The organism is Acinetobacter sp. 'aerobic (ED)' (genome assembly GCF_904886855.1).
Lineage (GTDB): Bacteria > Pseudomonadota > Gammaproteobacteria > Pseudomonadales > Moraxellaceae > Acinetobacter > Acinetobacter courvalinii.
In genome coordinates this window covers 34,464-50,243 of record NZ_CAJHGI010000002.1, presented here as the reverse complement: position 1 = coordinate 50,243, position 15,780 = coordinate 34,464, and the positions used below count along the sequence as shown (strand labels likewise).

Here is a 15,780-nt window from a genome sequence, read left to right as displayed (position 1 = left end):
TGATTGTTTGCAAGATCGCGACATGTTTTTGGTCAGATGTTGCTGCAATAAATGAGGAAAATCATTGTTATTTGTAATCAAACGGGTGACTAAGAATATTCACATCAAAACTGATGTGATAGTATTGATCATCATTATTCTGCATCATTTATAAAGATATGTTTAGTTTGCATCCACAACTTGCTCAAGATACATTTTTTGTAGGCGACTTTCCGCTTTCAACATGTCGTTTAATGAATGATATGCAATTTCCTTGGCTGATCCTTGTACCGCGTGTACCAGGTGTTACAGAATTATATGAACTCAGCCAGGCAGACCAAGAACAATTTCTACGTGAATCAAGTTGGTTATCAAGCCAGCTTTCACGTGTGTTCCGTGCAGACAAGATGAATGTTGCGGCATTAGGGAACGTTGTTCCTCAGCTTCATTTTCATCATGTGGTACGTTATCAAAACGATGTGGCATGGCCGAAACCAGTCTGGGGCACACCAGCAGTACCTTATAGTAACGATGTACTCGCGCACATGCGTCAAACACTGATGCTTGCGTTACGTGGTCAGGGTGATATGCCATTTGACTGGCGTATGGACTGATCCAGAAAATAGAATAAAAACAGTATTCTATAATAAGAAAGGAGGACAGAGTGCCACTAGATAGGTTAATTGATAAAGAACCTAGACAGTTCGCTTATTTCCATCGTTTGATGGGATACTCGATTCTGTCACTGATTCTGGTAATTTATACATTTACCTCTACCAGTGCTAGCTATCAACTCTATCTCCTTCCATTATTATTGGCCTATTTTCTGTTTTGCCCGCGTTTGGAAAAATGGCTGCAATATAAATTTGATAAAAAAATAGAAAAAAACGTTCTATTTGCCAATGAAGCCATCCTTATTGCGCTGGTTCTTGCTGCATTACATCTAAGTCTGGTTCCTACATTTACCATCTTGTTTGCATTGCTCTATGTAGGGCTGAACAATAAGATTTCCTTGCCCGTCTCATGTCTGATCGGTTTGATTGGGGTAATGACTTTTTATTTTAGTACCTATGTTATTTTTGGGACTGAAGAGTATTTTGAACCGACCAATCCTGAACTGACTGTCGTGAGTCTGCTTGGCTTGATGATGTTTATCGTGATCGGTAACTATTACCAGCACCGTCGCCTGAATATTCTGGGGCAGCAACGCCAGCATTACCATAATCAGATGACTCGTTATATTGCTTTTGCCAATCAGCTCAGTCGCTATGCACCCTTGCAATTGTGGCAGTCGATCATGCGTGGCGAGGCGGAAGCGAAAATTGAATATAAACGTAAAAAGCTCACGATCTTTTTCTCTGATATTCAAGGTTTTACTGAACTTTCAGAAACCCTGATCCCGGACGATTTAGCCTTCTTGCTGAACGATTATCTGAGTCATATGACTGAGATTGCCAAGCAATATGAAGCAACCGTCGATAAGTTTATGGGTGATGCGATTCTTATTTTCTTTGGTGATCCAAACTCGCAAGGCGTTGAGCAAGATGCAAAATCTTGTGTAGAAATGGCAATTGCGATGCGTCAACAAATGAAATTGTTACGTGAGCGTTGGAAGAAAATGGGCTATCCAGCCTTGCACATCCGCATGGGGATCAGTACTGGTTATTGCCACGTTGGTAACTATGGCGCTTCACATCGTATGGCCTACACCATTGTCGGGCGTGATGTGAATTTGGCTGCACGTTTGCAGTCTGCTGCTGAGGTCGATGAAATCCTGATTGCCGATGACACCCATCAACTGATTAAAAACGAGTTTTTATGTGTGCCAAAAGTGCCGATCTATTTGAAAGGCATTCAAGGCCCAGTGAAAACCTGGCAGGTGATGGAAAAATTCACTGGCAAGAAATCTGATACGCAACAATGGTTTGATTTCGATTATAAAGGCTTCCATTTGGTGCTCAATCTGGAAGAAGTGCAAAACTATGAATATCCGGAACTGGTCGAGATTCTGGAAAACATGGTTCAACGTATCAAAACCCAGCAAAAAATTACCAATGCGCAGGGCATTCCTAAACTCACTTTAGATGATGAAGTGAGATAGGCAATTCAATATTCAATGTTGAATATGGCTATTCTGATGTTCATGCATCGCATATAAATGATCAAATTCTAAAGCCAGCGCTGCCAGCGTGGTGGATTTTAGCTGTCGGGTTAAAATGTGCTGTGCATCCTGAATGGCCTGATCTAAAGCGGCATTTACTACACGCTCAACCAAGCATTCTGGATGTTCTCTTTCATTACCGATTGCAAAAATAGTGGGTTCACCCACAGCCTGATAAATATCCCACAAGGTAATTTTTTCTAAATCTCCGGTTAGCTGCCAACCACCACCAGCACCTTTTTCTGAGTGGACAAATCCTGCTTTTTTTAAACCTGACATCGTCCGTCTGACCACCACTGGGTTGGTTAATAGCATTTGCGCAATTTCATCAGAGGTAAAAGTCTTCTTTTGTCTGGCCATATGTAAAAGCACATGCAGCATTCGGGAGAGTTTACTGTCAGTACGCATCTAATCAATCCAAACGAAATAAGTGAATGATTTAAATGTAACATCAAAAGTTGCAAATTAAAATAAAAAGCATTAATGTAACTTTAAAAGTTACATATAGGTGGTGAATCCTATGCAATATGATGTTGCGATTATTGGTGGAAGTTATGCGGGCCTGGCAGCGGCATTGCCATTGGCGAGAGCGCGCAGAAAAGTACTGATTATTGATGCTGGACAACGTAGAAATCGCTTTGCCGAGTATTCCCATGGTTTTCTGACTCAGGATGGAACGCGGGCAAGTGAAATTGCGCAAATCGCAAAGCAGCAAGTTTTAGCTTATGAAACTGTGGATTGGCAGAATGGCAGTGTAGAGCGCGTAGAAAAAATTGAAGAGGGTTTTGCGGTATGTGTTGATGCAACACATTCAATTACAGCCAAGCGCCTAATTATTGCTGCTGGTATTACAGATCAATTGCCTGATATTGCAGGTTTGACGGAACGCTGGGGCAAGTCAGTCTTCCATTGTCCTTATTGTCATGGTTATGAGTTGAATCAAGGTAAAATTGGCATTATTGCCAGCTCAGAACATGCTGCTCATTTGGCAATGATGCTCCCAGACTGGGGCGAAACCACACTGTTCATAAATGACTATCTGTTGGCTGATGAATTGCTTGAGCAATTAAAGGTTCGTGGTGTTGTCATCGAGCAGCGACTGATTCAGAAAATTATAGGGCAGAGCAATGTCTTGCTTGCAGATGGCACTGTTATTCAGCTAGAGGGTATTTTTGCAACGACCAAGTGTAGTATTGCTCAGGACTGGATTTTTAAGCTGGGCTGTGAAATTGAACAGAATGCGATGGGAGAAGCGATTAAAACCAATGCCATGAAGGAAACTTCGGTTGCAGGAATTTTTGCCTGTGGAGATGTTGCACGTTTAGGAGGTTCAGTATCACTTGTTGTTGGTGATGGTACTCTGGCAGGTGTCGCTGCGCATCGTTCTTTAATTTTTGTTTAATCATAAAAAAAGCTAGAGATTTACTCTAGCTTTTCTATAGCTTGAATCATGACTTGATCTTAATGATTTTCTGAAGCATGGTTGATGGTGTATTTAGGAATCTCGATTTCTAAATCTTCATCCACAATTTCAACCTGGCACGACAGACGTGAGTCAGGCTCTAAGCCCCAGGCACGATCCAGCAAGTCTGCTTCAACATCATTCATTTCTTCAAGGCTGTCAAAGCCTTTACGCACCACCACATGGCAAGTGGTGCATGCTGCAGACATATCACAAGCATGTTCAATTTTAATACCATTTTTTAATAAACTCTGGCATAAATTGGCGTTTTGTTCGACTTCAAATTCTGCACCTTCAGGGCAAATTTGTGCATGAGGAAGAACTTTAATACGTGGCATATTGATCACCTATACCTTTAGTTTGAGTTTGACCAATCTTCAAGTTTCGTACCTTTTAAGGCATGGTCAATATGTCGGTTCATGCGAAGCGCAGCAAAGGCATCGCTGTGAATTTTAAGTTGCTGAACAGCATGTTCAATCGCTGCAAGCTCATCGGTTTTAAGACGGGCTTTTAACGCTTCAGCGGCAAGAATCAAGTCGCGCGCCTGTTGTTGGGAAAGTAGATCGGTATCTGCTTTCAAGGCTTGCTCTAAGGCTTCTAGCTCACGTTGTGCTTCAACTTTGGTTTCTTGCAAGTGGCGAAGCTGTTTATCTTCCTCCGCATGCTGGAAACCTTCTACCAGTAAACGTTCGGTATCTGAAGCGGATAAGCCATACGACGGTTTGATATCGATTTTGGCTTGAACGCCAGATGTAGTTTCTTTCGCAGAGACAGTGAGTAAGCCATCGGCATCGACCTGGAATGTCACTTCAATACGTGCTTGACCCGCAGTCATTGGTGGAATGCCATGTAAGACAAAACGACCTAAGGAACGGCAATGTTCAACCAGATCACGTTCACCTTGAACCACATGGATCAACATCGCTGTTTGGCCATCTTGATAAGTGGTAAATTCTTGACGGCGTGCAACCGGAATGGCGGTATTACGTGAAACCAGACGTTCAACCAAGCCACCCATGGTCTCTAAACCAAGAGAGAGTGGAGTCACATCAAGCAATAATGAACCATCTTGGCTATTGCCGATGAGCTGGTTGGCGGTAATTGATGCACCAATTGCAACCACTTCATCCGGGTTGATGGTACATAACGGTTCACGTTCAAACAGCTCACGTACCGCTTTTTGTACGGCATAAGAACGTGTTGAACCTCCTACAAGAACCACATGTTCAATGTCATCGAGTTCAAGTTTGGCATCACGTAATACGCGTTTGCAGACACTCATGGTTTTGTCGAGTGCGACTTGAATAATCGATTCAAAGGTCGGGCGGTCGAGTGTTAAGCGATCATCCAGTAATTTTAATTCGGCAGATTCATGATCTGTTAAATGTTCTTTGGCTTGACGTGCAGCAATAACGAATACCGCATATTCTTCATCGCTTAATGTTTCGATATTGAGCTGTTTTTTAGCCCATTTTACGATTAAACGATCAAGGTCATCTCCACCCAGTGCAGTATGTCCACCTGTAGCAAGGACTTCAAATACACCTTGGGAGAAACGCAAGATTGAAACGTCAAACGTACCGCCGCCAAGGTCGTAAATCACATAGTTGCGGTCTGTACTGAGATTGGTCTCTTGATCCAGACCATATGCCACCGCAGCAGCAGTGGGTTCATTCAACAAGCGTAAAACATTGAGTCCGGCAAGCTGAGCGGCATCACGTGTTGCCTGACGTTGTGCTTCATCGAAATAAGCAGGAACGGTAATCACTGCACCATTGACAGGATTATTCAGGCTGGCTTCAGCGCGATCTTTTAATTGTTTTAAGATCTCGGCAGAAATTTCGACCGGGGTTTTACGTCCAGCAGCCGTTTCAAATGCCGGCATTTCATTTTCTGCGCCAACAAGGGTATAGGGATGCTGGAATTTAATATCAGCCTGTGAACGACCCATAAAGCGTTTCACTGAAACAACTGTATTTTTGGGGTCGGTCATCATAAACGGTTTGGCTTCATAACCAAGCGTTGTCAAATCTTTCGCGTAATGAACAATAGAGGGAAGTAGAACCCGATCTTGGTCATCATGTAGAACTTTCGGTTTTCCCGATAGCACTGTCGCCACTAAAGAGTGGGTTGTCCCTAAGTCGATCCCGATCGCAATACGATGTTCGTGTGGTGCGGTAGATTGACCTGGTTCAGCAATTTGCAAAAGCGCCATGCGTACGGTATCCCTTGAAAATAATCGGTAACAGCGGATTAAAAATCATCGTCTAGATCGAAGCTATCTTCTTCGTCCAGCATACGATCTTCAGCTTTATCAATATCATTCATGACACGTTGGAAAAAGCGTAGCTTACGAACAGTATCACGTGCCTCAGCCCAGTCTTCGTCTGCATAATCGATTTTGAATTCGCGGACTAAACTATCAATCCATTGCTGAATTTCAACTTTTAGCATACGAAGCTGCTCGGTTGAGGTGGCTTCATCCAGTTGCTCGCGCATTTCGAGTGCAGATTGCAAAAACTCAAAATCGTTGATGGATTGATCAAGATGATGATCCTGTTTTTTCAGGGCGAGCAGATAGGCAGCACGACTATCAACCAGTGACAATACTTTATAAGCCTGATTGATTTCGCTTGACTTGATCAGCGCCTGATCTTTGTCGCTGGCTTTATCCGGGTGATATTGCTGTTGCAAACTTAAAAACTGTTTTTTTAAAGCTGCTAAATCTATATCGAGTGCTTCTGGTAATTGGAACAACTCAAAATGATTCATGGGAGATGAATTCCGCTATTGATAAATACGTTAAAACAGTGCGGAACACACTGTTTTGACGAAAAGAAAGAGAGTAGTGGTTGGGGTTAAACAGTGAATGACTCACCGCAACCACATTCACCTTTTTGGTTTGGGTTGTTAAACTCAAAGCCTTCATTAAGACCATTCTTAACATAGTCCATCTCTAAACCATTGAGATAAACCAAGCTTTTTGGGTCTACAAAGACTTTAACGCCGAGTTGTTCAAATACTTGGTCGTGTGTGTCGATGTCATCGACAAACTCAAGTACATAAGCCAATCCAGAACAACCCGAAGTTTTCACACCAATACGAATGCCTTCACCCTTACCTCGGTTTTGCAGGTAATTGCTGATGTGAGTCGCAGCATTTTCAGTTAAATGGATCATGAAAACTCCAATGTTATTTCGGTCATCAATTAAGCTTTCGCTTTCTTACCGCGATAGTCTTCAATCGCAGCTTTGATTGCATCTTCAGCCAAGACAGAGCAGTGTACTTTTACTGGTGGAAGTGCAAGCTCAGTTGCGATATCAATGTTTTTGATCGCTTGAGCTTCATCAAGGGTTTTACCTTTTAACCATTCGGTTACCAGTGAACTTGATGCGATTGCAGAACCACAGCCATAAGTCTTGAAGCGAGCTTCTTCAATTACGCCATTGTCATCGACTTGAATTTGTAAACGCATTACGTCGCCACACGCAGGTGCACCGACCATACCTGTACCTACATTTTCAGCATTCTTGTCTAAAACACCAACATTACGAGGGTTTTCGTAATGATCAATTACCTTTTCGCTATAAGCCATGTCGCTTCTCCAAACCTCGGGGTCAGCCTAATATTAATATGAGGGTTAAAACATACTTTTCAATGAGATGCTCTATTGAGCACCTGATGAATTAGTGTTCAGCCCATTCAACTGTTGAAAGGTCGATACCTTCTTTGTACATATCCCAAAGCGGAGAAAGTTCACGTAATTTCTCAACAGCAGCTTTGGTAATGGTTAACACGTAGTCAATATCTGCTTCAGTGGTGTATTTACCGAAACTGAAACGGATTGAGCTATGTGCCAACTCGTCAGATAAACCTAAAGCACGTAATACATATGACGGCTCTAAAGTTGCAGAGGTACATGCAGAACCACTTGAAACAGCTGCATCTTTCAATGCCATCATCAGTGACTCACCTTCAACGAAGTTGAAGCTGACATTTAGATAGTTAGCAACGTTTTGTGTTGGGTGACCATTCAAGAACACTTGTTCAAGGTCTTGTAAGCCATTCCAAAGCTTGTCGCGTAACTTGCGAATACGCTCTTGTTCTGCTTGCATGGTTTTGCCAGCAATTTCAAAAGCTTCGCCCATACCAACAATCTGATGCGTCGCTAAGGTACCAGAACGCATACCACGTTCATGGCCACCACCGTGCATTTGCGCTTTTAAGCGAACACGTGGGCTACGGCGAACGTAAAGGGCACCGATACCTTTCGGGCCATAGACTTTATGACCAGAGAAGCTCATCAAATCAATTTTCATGGTTGAAAGATCAATTTCAACTTTACCAGCGGCTTGAGCTGCATCGACGTGGAAGAATGTTTTGTTGGCACGTGTCAATTCACCAATTGCAGCCACATCGGTCACGGTACCGATTTCGTTGTTCACCATCATCAGTGAAACAAGAATCGTATCTGGACGTAAAGCCGCCTGAACCATTTCTGGGGTAATTAACCCTGTACGCGGTTCTGGTTCTAAATAAGTAATTTCGAAACCTTGTTCTTCAAGCTCACGGCATGGATCCAACACTGCTTTATGTTCGATTTTACTTGTAATGATGTGTTTGCCTTTTGAACCGTAGAACTGAGCAATCCCTTTTAATGCCAGGTTGTCAGATTCGGTTGCGCCAGAAGTCCAAACGATTTCGCGTGGATCTGCTTTAATAAGATTGGCAACTTGCTCACGCGCATATTCAGCTTTTTCTTCGGCTTGCCAACCATAGGCATGTGAACGTGACGCAGGGTTACCAAAAGTACCCTCGAACGTTAAACATTCCATCATGCGTTCTGCAACTTCTGGCAGTACGGGCGTGGTTGCTGCGTAATCAAGATAAATTGGACGTTTCATGTCAAATACCTGTAACCGATAGAAGGGCTGAATCTAAACTTGGTGAATTCTGGCGTAATGCAACGGTTTGAACGTTGTCACGCGCAATCAAATCAGCAAGGGTGATTTTTGCAAGATAATCGGCAATATGGTGGGAGAGTTCTTGCCATAAGTCATGAGTCAAACACATTGCACCATTCTGGCAATTACCCTTATGGTCACAACGCGTTGCATCAACAGTTTCATTTACAGCTTCGATGATTTCTAGCACAGTAATTTCACTTGCATTGCGCGCCAGGTGATAACCACCATTTGCACCGCGTACACTTGAAACTAACCCATGACGTTTGAGTTTCGCGAATAACTGTTCTAAATAAGCGACTGAGATGGATTGGCGTGCTGCTATTTCCGCAAGCGTGATCGTTTGTTCAGTTGGCTGCAAAGCTAAATCAAGTAGAGCAGTCACTGCGTAACGACCGCGAGTTGTAAGACGCATGATTCGGTACACATGGTTAGACTAGATGTTTAAATTTTATGAATTCCGACTAAAATAGTCAAGTTTTAAATTGCCATTCTGAGCGTGAAAAGTGAAATATATTGGAATTATTGTATCCACGTATTATAAACAAAAAAGGCGATGAAAATAAAGCTTAAAACAGCAAAGCTAATATTGATCAGGCGTTGACGTTTTTGCAGACGTTGAATGCGGTTTTGGTACTGCTTGACTTCAACCAGTAAGGTGTTAATTTCCGAACGCTGCTGATCGATTTTATCTAGTAGCGGAGCGATGCGTTGTTGTGAAGCAACGGCTTCAGCCTCATCACTAAACCATTGTTTCCAGTTTGCCAGAATACTGGACAGGGTAAGATGCGGGAGGACATCCAGAAATTCTTCTGCATGCGTGGCATCACCGAGAATACGCATATTGGCAATGCTACGCTGATTGTTAAACACAAAAATCTTGATCAGGTCGATCAATGTGCTATTAATCTCCAGATCAATATTGCGATCTAGTGCCTTCATATCAAACAACAGACCCTTTTCGGTAAACTGGATATAAAAGTCGAAGAACGGAATGTAGCTATTAATCCGGATTGTGATTTTTTGATCGATTAACTTTTTGGCGTGCAGACGCAATCCTGCATCATGGGTCAGGATAAAAGAGAAAAAGGTCTCTAAAACAATGATGACAATATTGAGCAACAAATGCGGATGTTTATGTCTTTGTTGCGTATCATTCATAGGTCTGATTTTCCTGGTTAATCAATCAATAAAAACAGAATGTCCGTAAACCTGAGTATCCTTACTCAATTGTTAAAAATAATTTACAGGACTTTCTTGCTTTGTAGAACAGTTTTTTAAAACGATCAAGTCCTAACTTTGATATTATAAAAACATTTTTATGGTTAAATACGACATACTGTTTGTAAAGTGCTTAGGAGTAAGGGTCAATGGATAACTCAAATATAGAAAATCCTAATGAAGAAGCTGAGGTAAAAACTAAGCCAAAATCAAAGAGTTCTAAAAAATCTGCGTTAGATTTCAAAAAATATACACAACAGATTTGGCTTGCTGGTCTCGGTGCTTTTTCGCGTGCGGAAGAAGAAGGCAACAAGTTGTTTGACTCGCTGGTCAAGGTAGGGGAAGAATTAGAATCAAAAACCGTCGATTTCGCCGATAACACGGTTGGCAAAGTCACCGAAAAGGCCAAAGAGTCGGTAACGGATACCAAAGACAAGGTTGAAAAGATTTTAGATACCAGTGTGAATCATTCACTTAACCGGATTGGACTGGTGACACCCAAGGATTTGCAGCATATCGAACAGTTGCTTGTACAGCTGCATATCAAGGTCGATGCCTTAATCGAAGAAAATAACCAATTGAAGGCCAAATTGAATAAAAAGTAAAAAAAATGCAGGTAACTCGTCTGTTTATGTCGTATTTCAGTATTTATTTTAATTAAAAGGCCTTTCTAGTATTGCGTTATCCCCCAAAGCATTGCTATAAAGGCGTCATGGCCTTTTAAACTATAGCCTTGGATCTTAACAAACGATATTAAGAGGATATTTTTTATCATGAATAAATCAGAATTAATTGATGCGATTGCTGAAAAAGGGGGCGTGTCAAAATCGGATGCTGGTAAGGCACTCGATGCGACAATTGCATCAATCACTGAAGCACTTAAAAAGGGTGATACGGTTACTTTAGTTGGGTTCGGTACTTTCAGCGTTAAAGAACGTGCTGCTCGTACTGGTCGTAATCCTAAAACGGGTGAAGAGTTACAAATCAAAGCAAGTAAAGTACCTAGCTTCAAAGCTGGTAAGGGTTTAAAAGATTCAGTTGCGTAATCTTTTTAAATCAATAAACGCACCATTTTGGGTGCGTTTTTTATTTATTGAATGAAAAAGTTAATTTGATCCTTATTCTGCATTCATTCACTTTTGTTTTTCAGTTAAAATTGCCCCGAAATAAAATATTGGAATTCTTATGGAATCGTTTCGTACTCTCATTAAGGGTTGGCTTGGCAAAGTCCTGTTAGTTTTGTTTTTGACTCCTTTAGCACTTGTCGGTATAGAAGGGTATTTTAGTGGTAGCAATAAAGCAGACGTTGCAAAATCAGTAAACGGTCAAGATATTTCTAATAAAGAATTAGAAAGTGCAACCAAAAACTATAAAGACCAGTATTTATCATTGGTGAAAGGTGATGAATCACTTTTGAACTTGCCTGTGATTCAAGAGAAAGCACTCGACGCCTTGGTGGCCCGTTCATTGTTACAACAGCAAGCTGAAAAGCTGGGAATGACACTCAGTGATGTGCAACTTGAGCAAATGTTGGCACAACAACCGAGTTTTCAGGAAAATGGCAAATTTTCTCAAACTTTATATGAAAACTACTTACGTTCTGTAGGGATGACCAATCAGGCCTTGATCAGCAGCTTACGCCAGGATCATGCGCTAAAAATGATTTCAACCTCGTTGATGGATTATGCTTTGGTCAGTAAATCCGATGTACAGCAATTAGCGAATTTACAGACTGAACAGCGTACTTTGCATTTGGCGAGTATTAAGCTGGATGACTATAAAAAAGGCGTAACGGCTTCAAATCAGGAGATCGCTGATTACTACAACAAGCATAAGAATGAATTTAAGCAAGTGGCCAGTGTTGATGTCGATTATGTGGTATTAACCCCGGCATTGTTGCCTAAGGCAAATCTTGCGGTGACTGAAGCTGATTTACAACAAGCCTATAACGCTTTTGTCGATGAGAAGAAAAAAGCGGTTAAACCTCAGGTTAAACATATTCTGATTACCACGGATGCGCGTGACGATGCGGCAGCGCAGAAGCTTGCCAATGACGTTTATGCAAAAATTCAGTCGGGTATGAGCTTTGCCGATGCTGCTGCACAGTTCTCGGATGATCCAACGTCCAAGACGCAGGGTGGTTTGGTTGAGGCTTATGCACCAGGGGCATTCTCGGCTGATTTTGATAATGCAGTGAATGCATTAAAAAGCGGTGAAATTTCAAAACCTGTTAAAACTCAATATGGTTATCACATCATTGAAGCTGAAACGCCAATGCTGAAATTGCCATCATTTGAAGCTGAAAAAGCACGTTTAACGGCTGAAGTCGAGAAAACTAAACTGGCGAATCAGTTCAGTGATAGCGTGAACAGCTTGAATGAAATGGTCGTTGGTAATGATTCTCTAGAGGCTGTGGCTGAGGAAGTGAAGGGTGCGCGTATTGAATCTGCAAATGGCGTAACTTTAGCCACTCAGAACCCTTATTTGAGTGATCTAGGCGTTAAAGCAAAATTATTCAATGATGATGTGAAGAATGGTGACCGTAACGCGTCTTCAAATATTCAACTGGCCAATGGCGATACCATCTGGATCAAAGTCCGTAACTATCATGCTGCCGGTGTTAAACCTTTAGAGCAGGCGACTGCTGAAGTCAAAGCAAAAGTGATCGAAGCGAAAGCCTATAAAGCAGCTCAAGCAAAAATTGCCAGCATCCTGAATGATTTTAAAACCCAGCCAGCGGCACAAGTGGTTGCCAAGTCTCAGGTGAACTTTGAAAATGCGGGTACTTTTGCGCGTTCTCAAGGTTTGAAACGTCCGATTGAGCGTGCTGCCTTCAGTATTCCGGCGCCAGCAAAAGAAGGTTTATGGTCTGCTACGACTGCGAAATTACCAAATGAATTGGTGATCGTGGCGGTTTCAAATGTAAACAGTAGTGTTGCCAGTACTTTGCCAGCAGAGCAGGTACAAGAGTTGAATAAACTGTACCAGCAGTTCCGTGGACAACAAATCCTGGAAGATTACACTGAATATTTAAAATCAAAAGCCAAGATTAAATAATGATTTGATCTAGGTCATAAAAAAGCCAGTGGATATCCACTGGCTTTTTTGTTAAAGCAAAAAGCTTATTTTTTCTGGATAAATTTTGCTTCCTCTGATTGAGGGTATTGGCTGAGCAGCTTGCTTTTATATTGATTGGCTAAAGCTGTGTTTTTATCAACTTCTTTGGCGATACTATAGAGTTGATACACTGCACGAGATGCTTTGGCTGAGTTTGGATAGCGTGTCGCAACAATATTATAGTTTTGTTTTGCCGCTTTATAATCCACAGGCTCAACAGCCAGATAAAATTCAGCTAGCCAAAAATAGGCATTCCCCACATAGATCCCGTTGGGATGGTTTTTAATAAAGTTTTGCATCGGCTGAATCGCCTTTTTTGCGCCACCTTGTTTATAGGCATCCAGGGCTACGGTATACGCCGCTTTTTCTAATTCAATCTGGCTGCTGGCACTCTCTGTTGTTGCTGTATTGGTCTGCGGTTGTGCAGCCGGAGCTTGCGTGGTGGTCGGAGTCGTCTGTTGCGGTACCGGTGCTGCAGGTACGATCGCAGGAGCACTGGTGTCTGCATTGGTTGAGGCAGTTGCAGCCGATGGATCTTGTGCCTCAGGATTGTCCTCAGGCGGATCAATTTTTTGTGACAGCAGTTCCAGGCGCTGATCCAGATCGGTATAACGGTTGGTTAACTCTTTTTTTAATTGCTCGATGGCATTGTCATGTTCTTCAAGCTGACCACGTAACTTGCGGATCTCTTCTTCAAGCTTTTGGTTCTTTTGCATGATTTCCCAGTTCAGGCTCGGCGTACCGGCAACCACATTACTGGCTTGTTGCTGGCTTAAAGCACGCGATTCAATAGGGACGTTGGCATATAAATGTGCACTACTGAGCAGGGCAATAAAAAGTACGGAATGCTTTTTTAGCATAAAAATTCATCCATAAGTTGAAATATAAAGCTGTGGCCGAACAAGTCTTCACTGTTTACTTGCAACACACCAGATATAGATTTTTGATTTAGCCATTAAAACAGCAACTCATTTAAATGCAATAAGCATTTACAATCTTCAAGCACTTTTGAAGAAAATTAATCGGTTGTTGTTGAATGTTTGCACATCTTCAGAGTAAATCGATCAAAAATACAGAGGGTTTGATGATGAATTAGTCAGTTGAGCTAAAAACTCACTGAAAAACAGAGACAAGTCTTGCAACTCAGGCAAAAATCTCTATACTTTGTCAGGCAATGGTAGCCCTGCTGGTAGCTTCGCAATTGTACTCTACGAACCCCGCCAGGACCGGAAGGTAGCAACGGTAGTAGAACTATGATGTGCCGAAGTCATGCTGGTAGGGCTGCCACCAGTTATTCTTCTTCGCTCGTTCGAGCAATTGCTTTCATAATCACACCCATATCAAAGCCACGGTATTGTAAAAACCGGATTTGTCTTGCCTTGATTTTCGGATCAGTTGCGACTTCCTCGCCAAATTTCTTTAGTTTTAGTTGATAGGCCTGATCAAGCCAGTCCACTTCTTGCAATTCCTCTGTAATTAGTTCTGCATCCAGCTGTTTGGCTTTCAGTGCCTGCTTGATGCGTTGTAGGCCTTTCCCTTTTCTTAATTGGCTTGCCAAAGTCAGCTCGGCCACACGCTGGTCACTTTGATAATTATTCTGCGCGAGTTCCTCTACCAGTTTCTCGACTTCTTCGGGATTGATCGCATATAGATTGAGCTTGGCAATCAGTTCTGCCTGTGAATAGTCGCGACGTGTGAGCAGGGCAAAGGCATAAGAACGTAGTCGTGTTCCGGTCAGGGTTTTAGGTTTTTCTGTTTTTTCACTATTAAACAAAATCTATTTCCTCATGAAACAAAAACGCCCCGAAGGGCGTTTTAGCTTAACTTTCTAAAAAGTCTGGTTCTTCTTCATCTTCAGTTTGTGCAGCTTCAACATTGGTTTTAGTCAGAAGTTGCTCGCGAATCTGTTTTTCAATCTCTTGGGCCATGGCTGGATTCTCTTCAAAATGACGAATCACATTGTTTTTACCTTGGCCAATTTTGTTGCCTTGGTAGGAATACCATGCACCCGCTTTTTGTACGATATCTTGCTGAACTGCAAGATCAACCACTTCACCTAGCTGATTGGTACCTTTGCCGTACATAATCTGGAACACTGCTTCTTTAAAAGGAGGTGCCATTTTATTTTTGACAACTTTAACGCGAGTTTCGTTACCAGTAATCTCATCGCCTTCTTTCACTGCACCAATACGACGGATATCTAAACGTACAGACGCATAGAATTTAAGTGCGTTACCACCAGTGGTGGTTTCCGGGCTACCAAACATTACACCAATCTTCATACGGATCTGGTTAATGAAGATCACCATACAGTTAGAACGCTTTGCATTACCTGTGATTTTACGTAATGCCTGACTCATCAAACGTGCTTGTAGACCCATGTGTGAATCACCCATTTCGCCTTCAATTTCGGCTTTAGGGGTTAATGCAGCAACAGAGTCGACAACGATCAGGTCAATTGCACCTGAGCGTACCAGCATATCTGCGATTTCAAGCGCTTGTTCACCGTGATCGGGTTGAGAGACCAGCAGGTTATCAATATCCACACCCAGCTTACGTGCGTATTCTGGATCTAATGCGTGTTCAGCATCGATAAATGCACATGTACCGCCATTTTTCTGACATTGCGCAATGGCTTGCAACGTCATGGTCGTTTTACCTGATGATTCAGGGCCGTAAATCTCGATGATACGGCCTTTAGGTAATCCGCCAATCCCTAATGCGATATCCAGTGTTAAAGAACCTGTAGAAACAGCTTCAACTGCCTGTACAGTGTTATCACCTAGACGCATCACTGTATTTTTACCAAATTGTTTTTCAATCTGGCTTAACGCAGCTTGTAACGCCTTGCTTTTATTATCATCCATCTCAAAACC

Annotated in this window: 18 protein-coding genes and 1 other RNA gene; 7 read left to right on the top strand and 12 right to left on the bottom strand. The window is 42.2% G+C overall.

Features of this window, described 5'->3' with window-relative positions; genetic code table 11:
- The first annotated feature begins 158 nt into the window (after positions 1-158).
- Both JO943_RS03765 and JO943_RS03760 read left to right on the top strand, forming a co-directional pair.
- Complete coding sequence (locus JO943_RS03765; RefSeq protein WP_004771663.1) at positions 159-593, top strand: HIT domain-containing protein; 435 nt, start codon at positions 159-161, stop codon at positions 591-593.
- 50 nt (positions 594-643) lie between these two features.
- Positions 644-2,080 carry an adenylate/guanylate cyclase domain-containing protein gene (locus tag JO943_RS03760; RefSeq protein ID WP_005229749.1) on the top strand — a complete coding sequence of 479 codons (1,437 nt, stop codon included), beginning with the start codon at positions 644-646 and terminating at the stop codon, positions 2,078-2,080.
- A gap of 12 nt (positions 2,081-2,092) precedes the next feature.
- Here the strand turns inward: JO943_RS03760 and JO943_RS03755 are convergent, their stop codons facing one another.
- Entirely contained in the window at positions 2,093-2,548 is a 456-nt protein-coding gene (locus JO943_RS03755) for an Rrf2 family transcriptional regulator (RefSeq protein WP_202740032.1), read from the bottom strand.
- Between the two features lie 112 nt (positions 2,549-2,660).
- Here JO943_RS03755 and JO943_RS03750 point away from each other — a divergent pair, with 112 nt between their 5' ends.
- Positions 2,661-3,542: an NAD(P)/FAD-dependent oxidoreductase gene (locus JO943_RS03750; protein WP_202740031.1), complete on the top strand. Its 882-nt coding sequence runs from the start codon at positions 2,661-2,663 to the stop codon at positions 3,540-3,542.
- 59 nt (positions 3,543-3,601) lie between these two features.
- Here the strand turns inward: JO943_RS03750 and fdx are convergent, their stop codons facing one another.
- The 8 genes from fdx to JO943_RS03710 form a co-directional block, all read right to left on the bottom strand.
- Positions 3,602-3,940, bottom strand: coding sequence for an ISC system 2Fe-2S type ferredoxin (gene fdx / locus JO943_RS03745; protein WP_005229757.1), 339 nt, complete (start codon positions 3,938-3,940; stop codon positions 3,602-3,604).
- A gap of 17 nt (positions 3,941-3,957) precedes the next feature.
- Positions 3,958-5,817: a Fe-S protein assembly chaperone HscA gene (gene hscA / locus JO943_RS03740; RefSeq protein WP_202740030.1), complete on the bottom strand. Its 1,860-nt coding sequence runs from the start codon at positions 5,815-5,817 to the stop codon at positions 3,958-3,960.
- 38 nt (positions 5,818-5,855) lie between these two features.
- Complete coding sequence (gene hscB, locus JO943_RS03735) at positions 5,856-6,374, bottom strand: Fe-S protein assembly co-chaperone HscB (RefSeq protein ID WP_202740029.1); 519 nt, start codon at positions 6,372-6,374, stop codon at positions 5,856-5,858.
- An 86-nt stretch (positions 6,375-6,460) separates the two neighbouring features.
- On the bottom strand, positions 6,461-6,781 hold the full coding sequence (gene iscA, locus JO943_RS03730; RefSeq protein ID WP_004661460.1) for an iron-sulfur cluster assembly protein IscA: 321 nt from the start codon (positions 6,779-6,781) through the stop codon (positions 6,461-6,463).
- 29 nt (positions 6,782-6,810) lie between these two features.
- Complete coding sequence (gene iscU / locus JO943_RS03725; RefSeq protein WP_004639432.1) at positions 6,811-7,197, bottom strand: Fe-S cluster assembly scaffold IscU; 387 nt, start codon at positions 7,195-7,197, stop codon at positions 6,811-6,813.
- Between the two features lie 91 nt (positions 7,198-7,288).
- Complete coding sequence (locus JO943_RS03720; RefSeq protein ID WP_004771672.1) at positions 7,289-8,506, bottom strand: IscS subfamily cysteine desulfurase; 1,218 nt, start codon at positions 8,504-8,506, stop codon at positions 7,289-7,291.
- A 1-nt stretch (position 8,507) separates the two neighbouring features.
- Positions 8,508-8,981, bottom strand: a complete 474-nt coding sequence (locus JO943_RS03715; RefSeq protein ID WP_004771673.1) for an Rrf2 family transcriptional regulator — start codon at positions 8,979-8,981, stop codon at positions 8,508-8,510.
- A gap of 107 nt (positions 8,982-9,088) precedes the next feature.
- Entirely contained in the window at positions 9,089-9,727 is a 639-nt protein-coding gene (locus JO943_RS03710; protein ID WP_009508596.1) for a hypothetical protein, read from the bottom strand.
- Positions 9,728-9,936: 209 nt separating this feature from the next.
- Between JO943_RS03710 and JO943_RS03705 the strand changes: the two genes are divergently transcribed.
- The 3 genes from JO943_RS03705 to JO943_RS03695 all read left to right on the top strand — a co-directional run bounded on the left by JO943_RS03705 (position 9,937) and on the right by JO943_RS03695 (position 12,844).
- Positions 9,937-10,392 carry a phasin family protein gene (locus JO943_RS03705; protein WP_004771675.1) on the top strand — a complete coding sequence of 152 codons (456 nt, stop codon included), beginning with the start codon at positions 9,937-9,939 and terminating at the stop codon, positions 10,390-10,392.
- 168 nt (positions 10,393-10,560) lie between these two features.
- Positions 10,561-10,833, top strand: a complete 273-nt coding sequence (locus JO943_RS03700; RefSeq protein WP_004639426.1) for an HU family DNA-binding protein — start codon at positions 10,561-10,563, stop codon at positions 10,831-10,833.
- Positions 10,834-10,972: 139 nt separating this feature from the next.
- Positions 10,973-12,844, top strand: a complete 1,872-nt coding sequence (locus JO943_RS03695; protein ID WP_150953496.1) for a SurA N-terminal domain-containing protein — start codon at positions 10,973-10,975, stop codon at positions 12,842-12,844.
- Between the two features lie 65 nt (positions 12,845-12,909).
- Here JO943_RS03695 and JO943_RS03690 read toward each other — a convergent pair whose 3' ends face one another.
- Positions 12,910-13,764, bottom strand: coding sequence for a YbgF trimerization domain-containing protein (locus tag JO943_RS03690; protein ID WP_202740028.1), 855 nt, complete (start codon positions 13,762-13,764; stop codon positions 12,910-12,912).
- Positions 13,765-14,088: 324 nt separating this feature from the next.
- On the opposite strand from JO943_RS03690, the gene ffs reads away from it, so the two are divergent.
- Positions 14,089-14,185, top strand: an RNA gene (gene ffs, locus JO943_RS03685) — signal recognition particle sRNA small type.
- A 10-nt stretch (positions 14,186-14,195) separates the two neighbouring features.
- Here the strand turns inward: ffs and JO943_RS03680 are convergent.
- Complete coding sequence (locus tag JO943_RS03680) at positions 14,196-14,678, bottom strand: regulatory protein RecX (RefSeq protein WP_005284981.1); 483 nt, start codon at positions 14,676-14,678, stop codon at positions 14,196-14,198.
- Positions 14,679-14,724: 46 nt separating this feature from the next.
- The gene (gene recA / locus JO943_RS03675) at positions 14,725-15,771 is read right to left on the bottom strand and encodes a recombinase RecA (protein WP_005229770.1); all 1,047 of its coding nucleotides are present in this window, start codon (positions 15,769-15,771) and stop codon (positions 14,725-14,727) included.
- Positions 15,772-15,780: the final 9 nt, after the last annotated feature.

Bases quoted from the DNA above. Each gene is read 5' to 3' on its own strand.
- JO943_RS03765 (WP_004771663.1), top strand. From the start codon at position 159: ATGTTTAGTTTGCATCCACAACTTGCTCAAGATACATTTTTTGTAGGC.
- JO943_RS03755 (WP_202740032.1), bottom strand. From the start codon at position 2,548: ATGCGTACTGACAGTAAACTCTCCCGAATGCTGCATGTGCTTTTACAT.
- JO943_RS03750 (WP_202740031.1), top strand. From the start codon at position 2,661: ATGCAATATGATGTTGCGATTATTGGTGGAAGTTATGCGGGCCTGGCA.
- fdx (WP_005229757.1), bottom strand. From the start codon at position 3,940: ATGCCACGTATTAAAGTTCTTCCTCATGCACAAATTTGCCCTGAAGGT.
- hscA (WP_202740030.1), bottom strand. From the start codon at position 5,817: ATGGCGCTTTTGCAAATTGCTGAACCAGGTCAATCTACCGCACCACAC.
- hscB (WP_202740029.1), bottom strand. From the start codon at position 6,374: ATGAATCATTTTGAGTTGTTCCAATTACCAGAAGCACTCGATATAGAT.
- iscA (WP_004661460.1), bottom strand. From the start codon at position 6,781: ATGATCCATTTAACTGAAAATGCTGCGACTCACATCAGCAATTACCTG.
- iscU (WP_004639432.1), bottom strand. From the start codon at position 7,197: ATGGCTTATAGCGAAAAGGTAATTGATCATTACGAAAACCCTCGTAAT.
- JO943_RS03720 (WP_004771672.1), bottom strand. From the start codon at position 8,506: ATGAAACGTCCAATTTATCTTGATTACGCAGCAACCACGCCCGTACTG.
- JO943_RS03715 (WP_004771673.1), bottom strand. From the start codon at position 8,981: ATGCGTCTTACAACTCGCGGTCGTTACGCAGTGACTGCTCTACTTGAT.
- JO943_RS03710 (WP_009508596.1), bottom strand. From the start codon at position 9,727: ATGAATGATACGCAACAAAGACATAAACATCCGCATTTGTTGCTCAAT.
- JO943_RS03705 (WP_004771675.1), top strand. From the start codon at position 9,937: ATGGATAACTCAAATATAGAAAATCCTAATGAAGAAGCTGAGGTAAAA.
- JO943_RS03700 (WP_004639426.1), top strand. From the start codon at position 10,561: ATGAATAAATCAGAATTAATTGATGCGATTGCTGAAAAAGGGGGCGTG.
- JO943_RS03695 (WP_150953496.1), top strand. From the start codon at position 10,973: ATGGAATCGTTTCGTACTCTCATTAAGGGTTGGCTTGGCAAAGTCCTG.
- JO943_RS03690 (WP_202740028.1), bottom strand. From the start codon at position 13,764: ATGCTAAAAAAGCATTCCGTACTTTTTATTGCCCTGCTCAGTAGTGCA.
- recA (WP_005229770.1), bottom strand. From the start codon at position 15,771: ATGGATGATAATAAAAGCAAGGCGTTACAAGCTGCGTTAAGCCAGATT.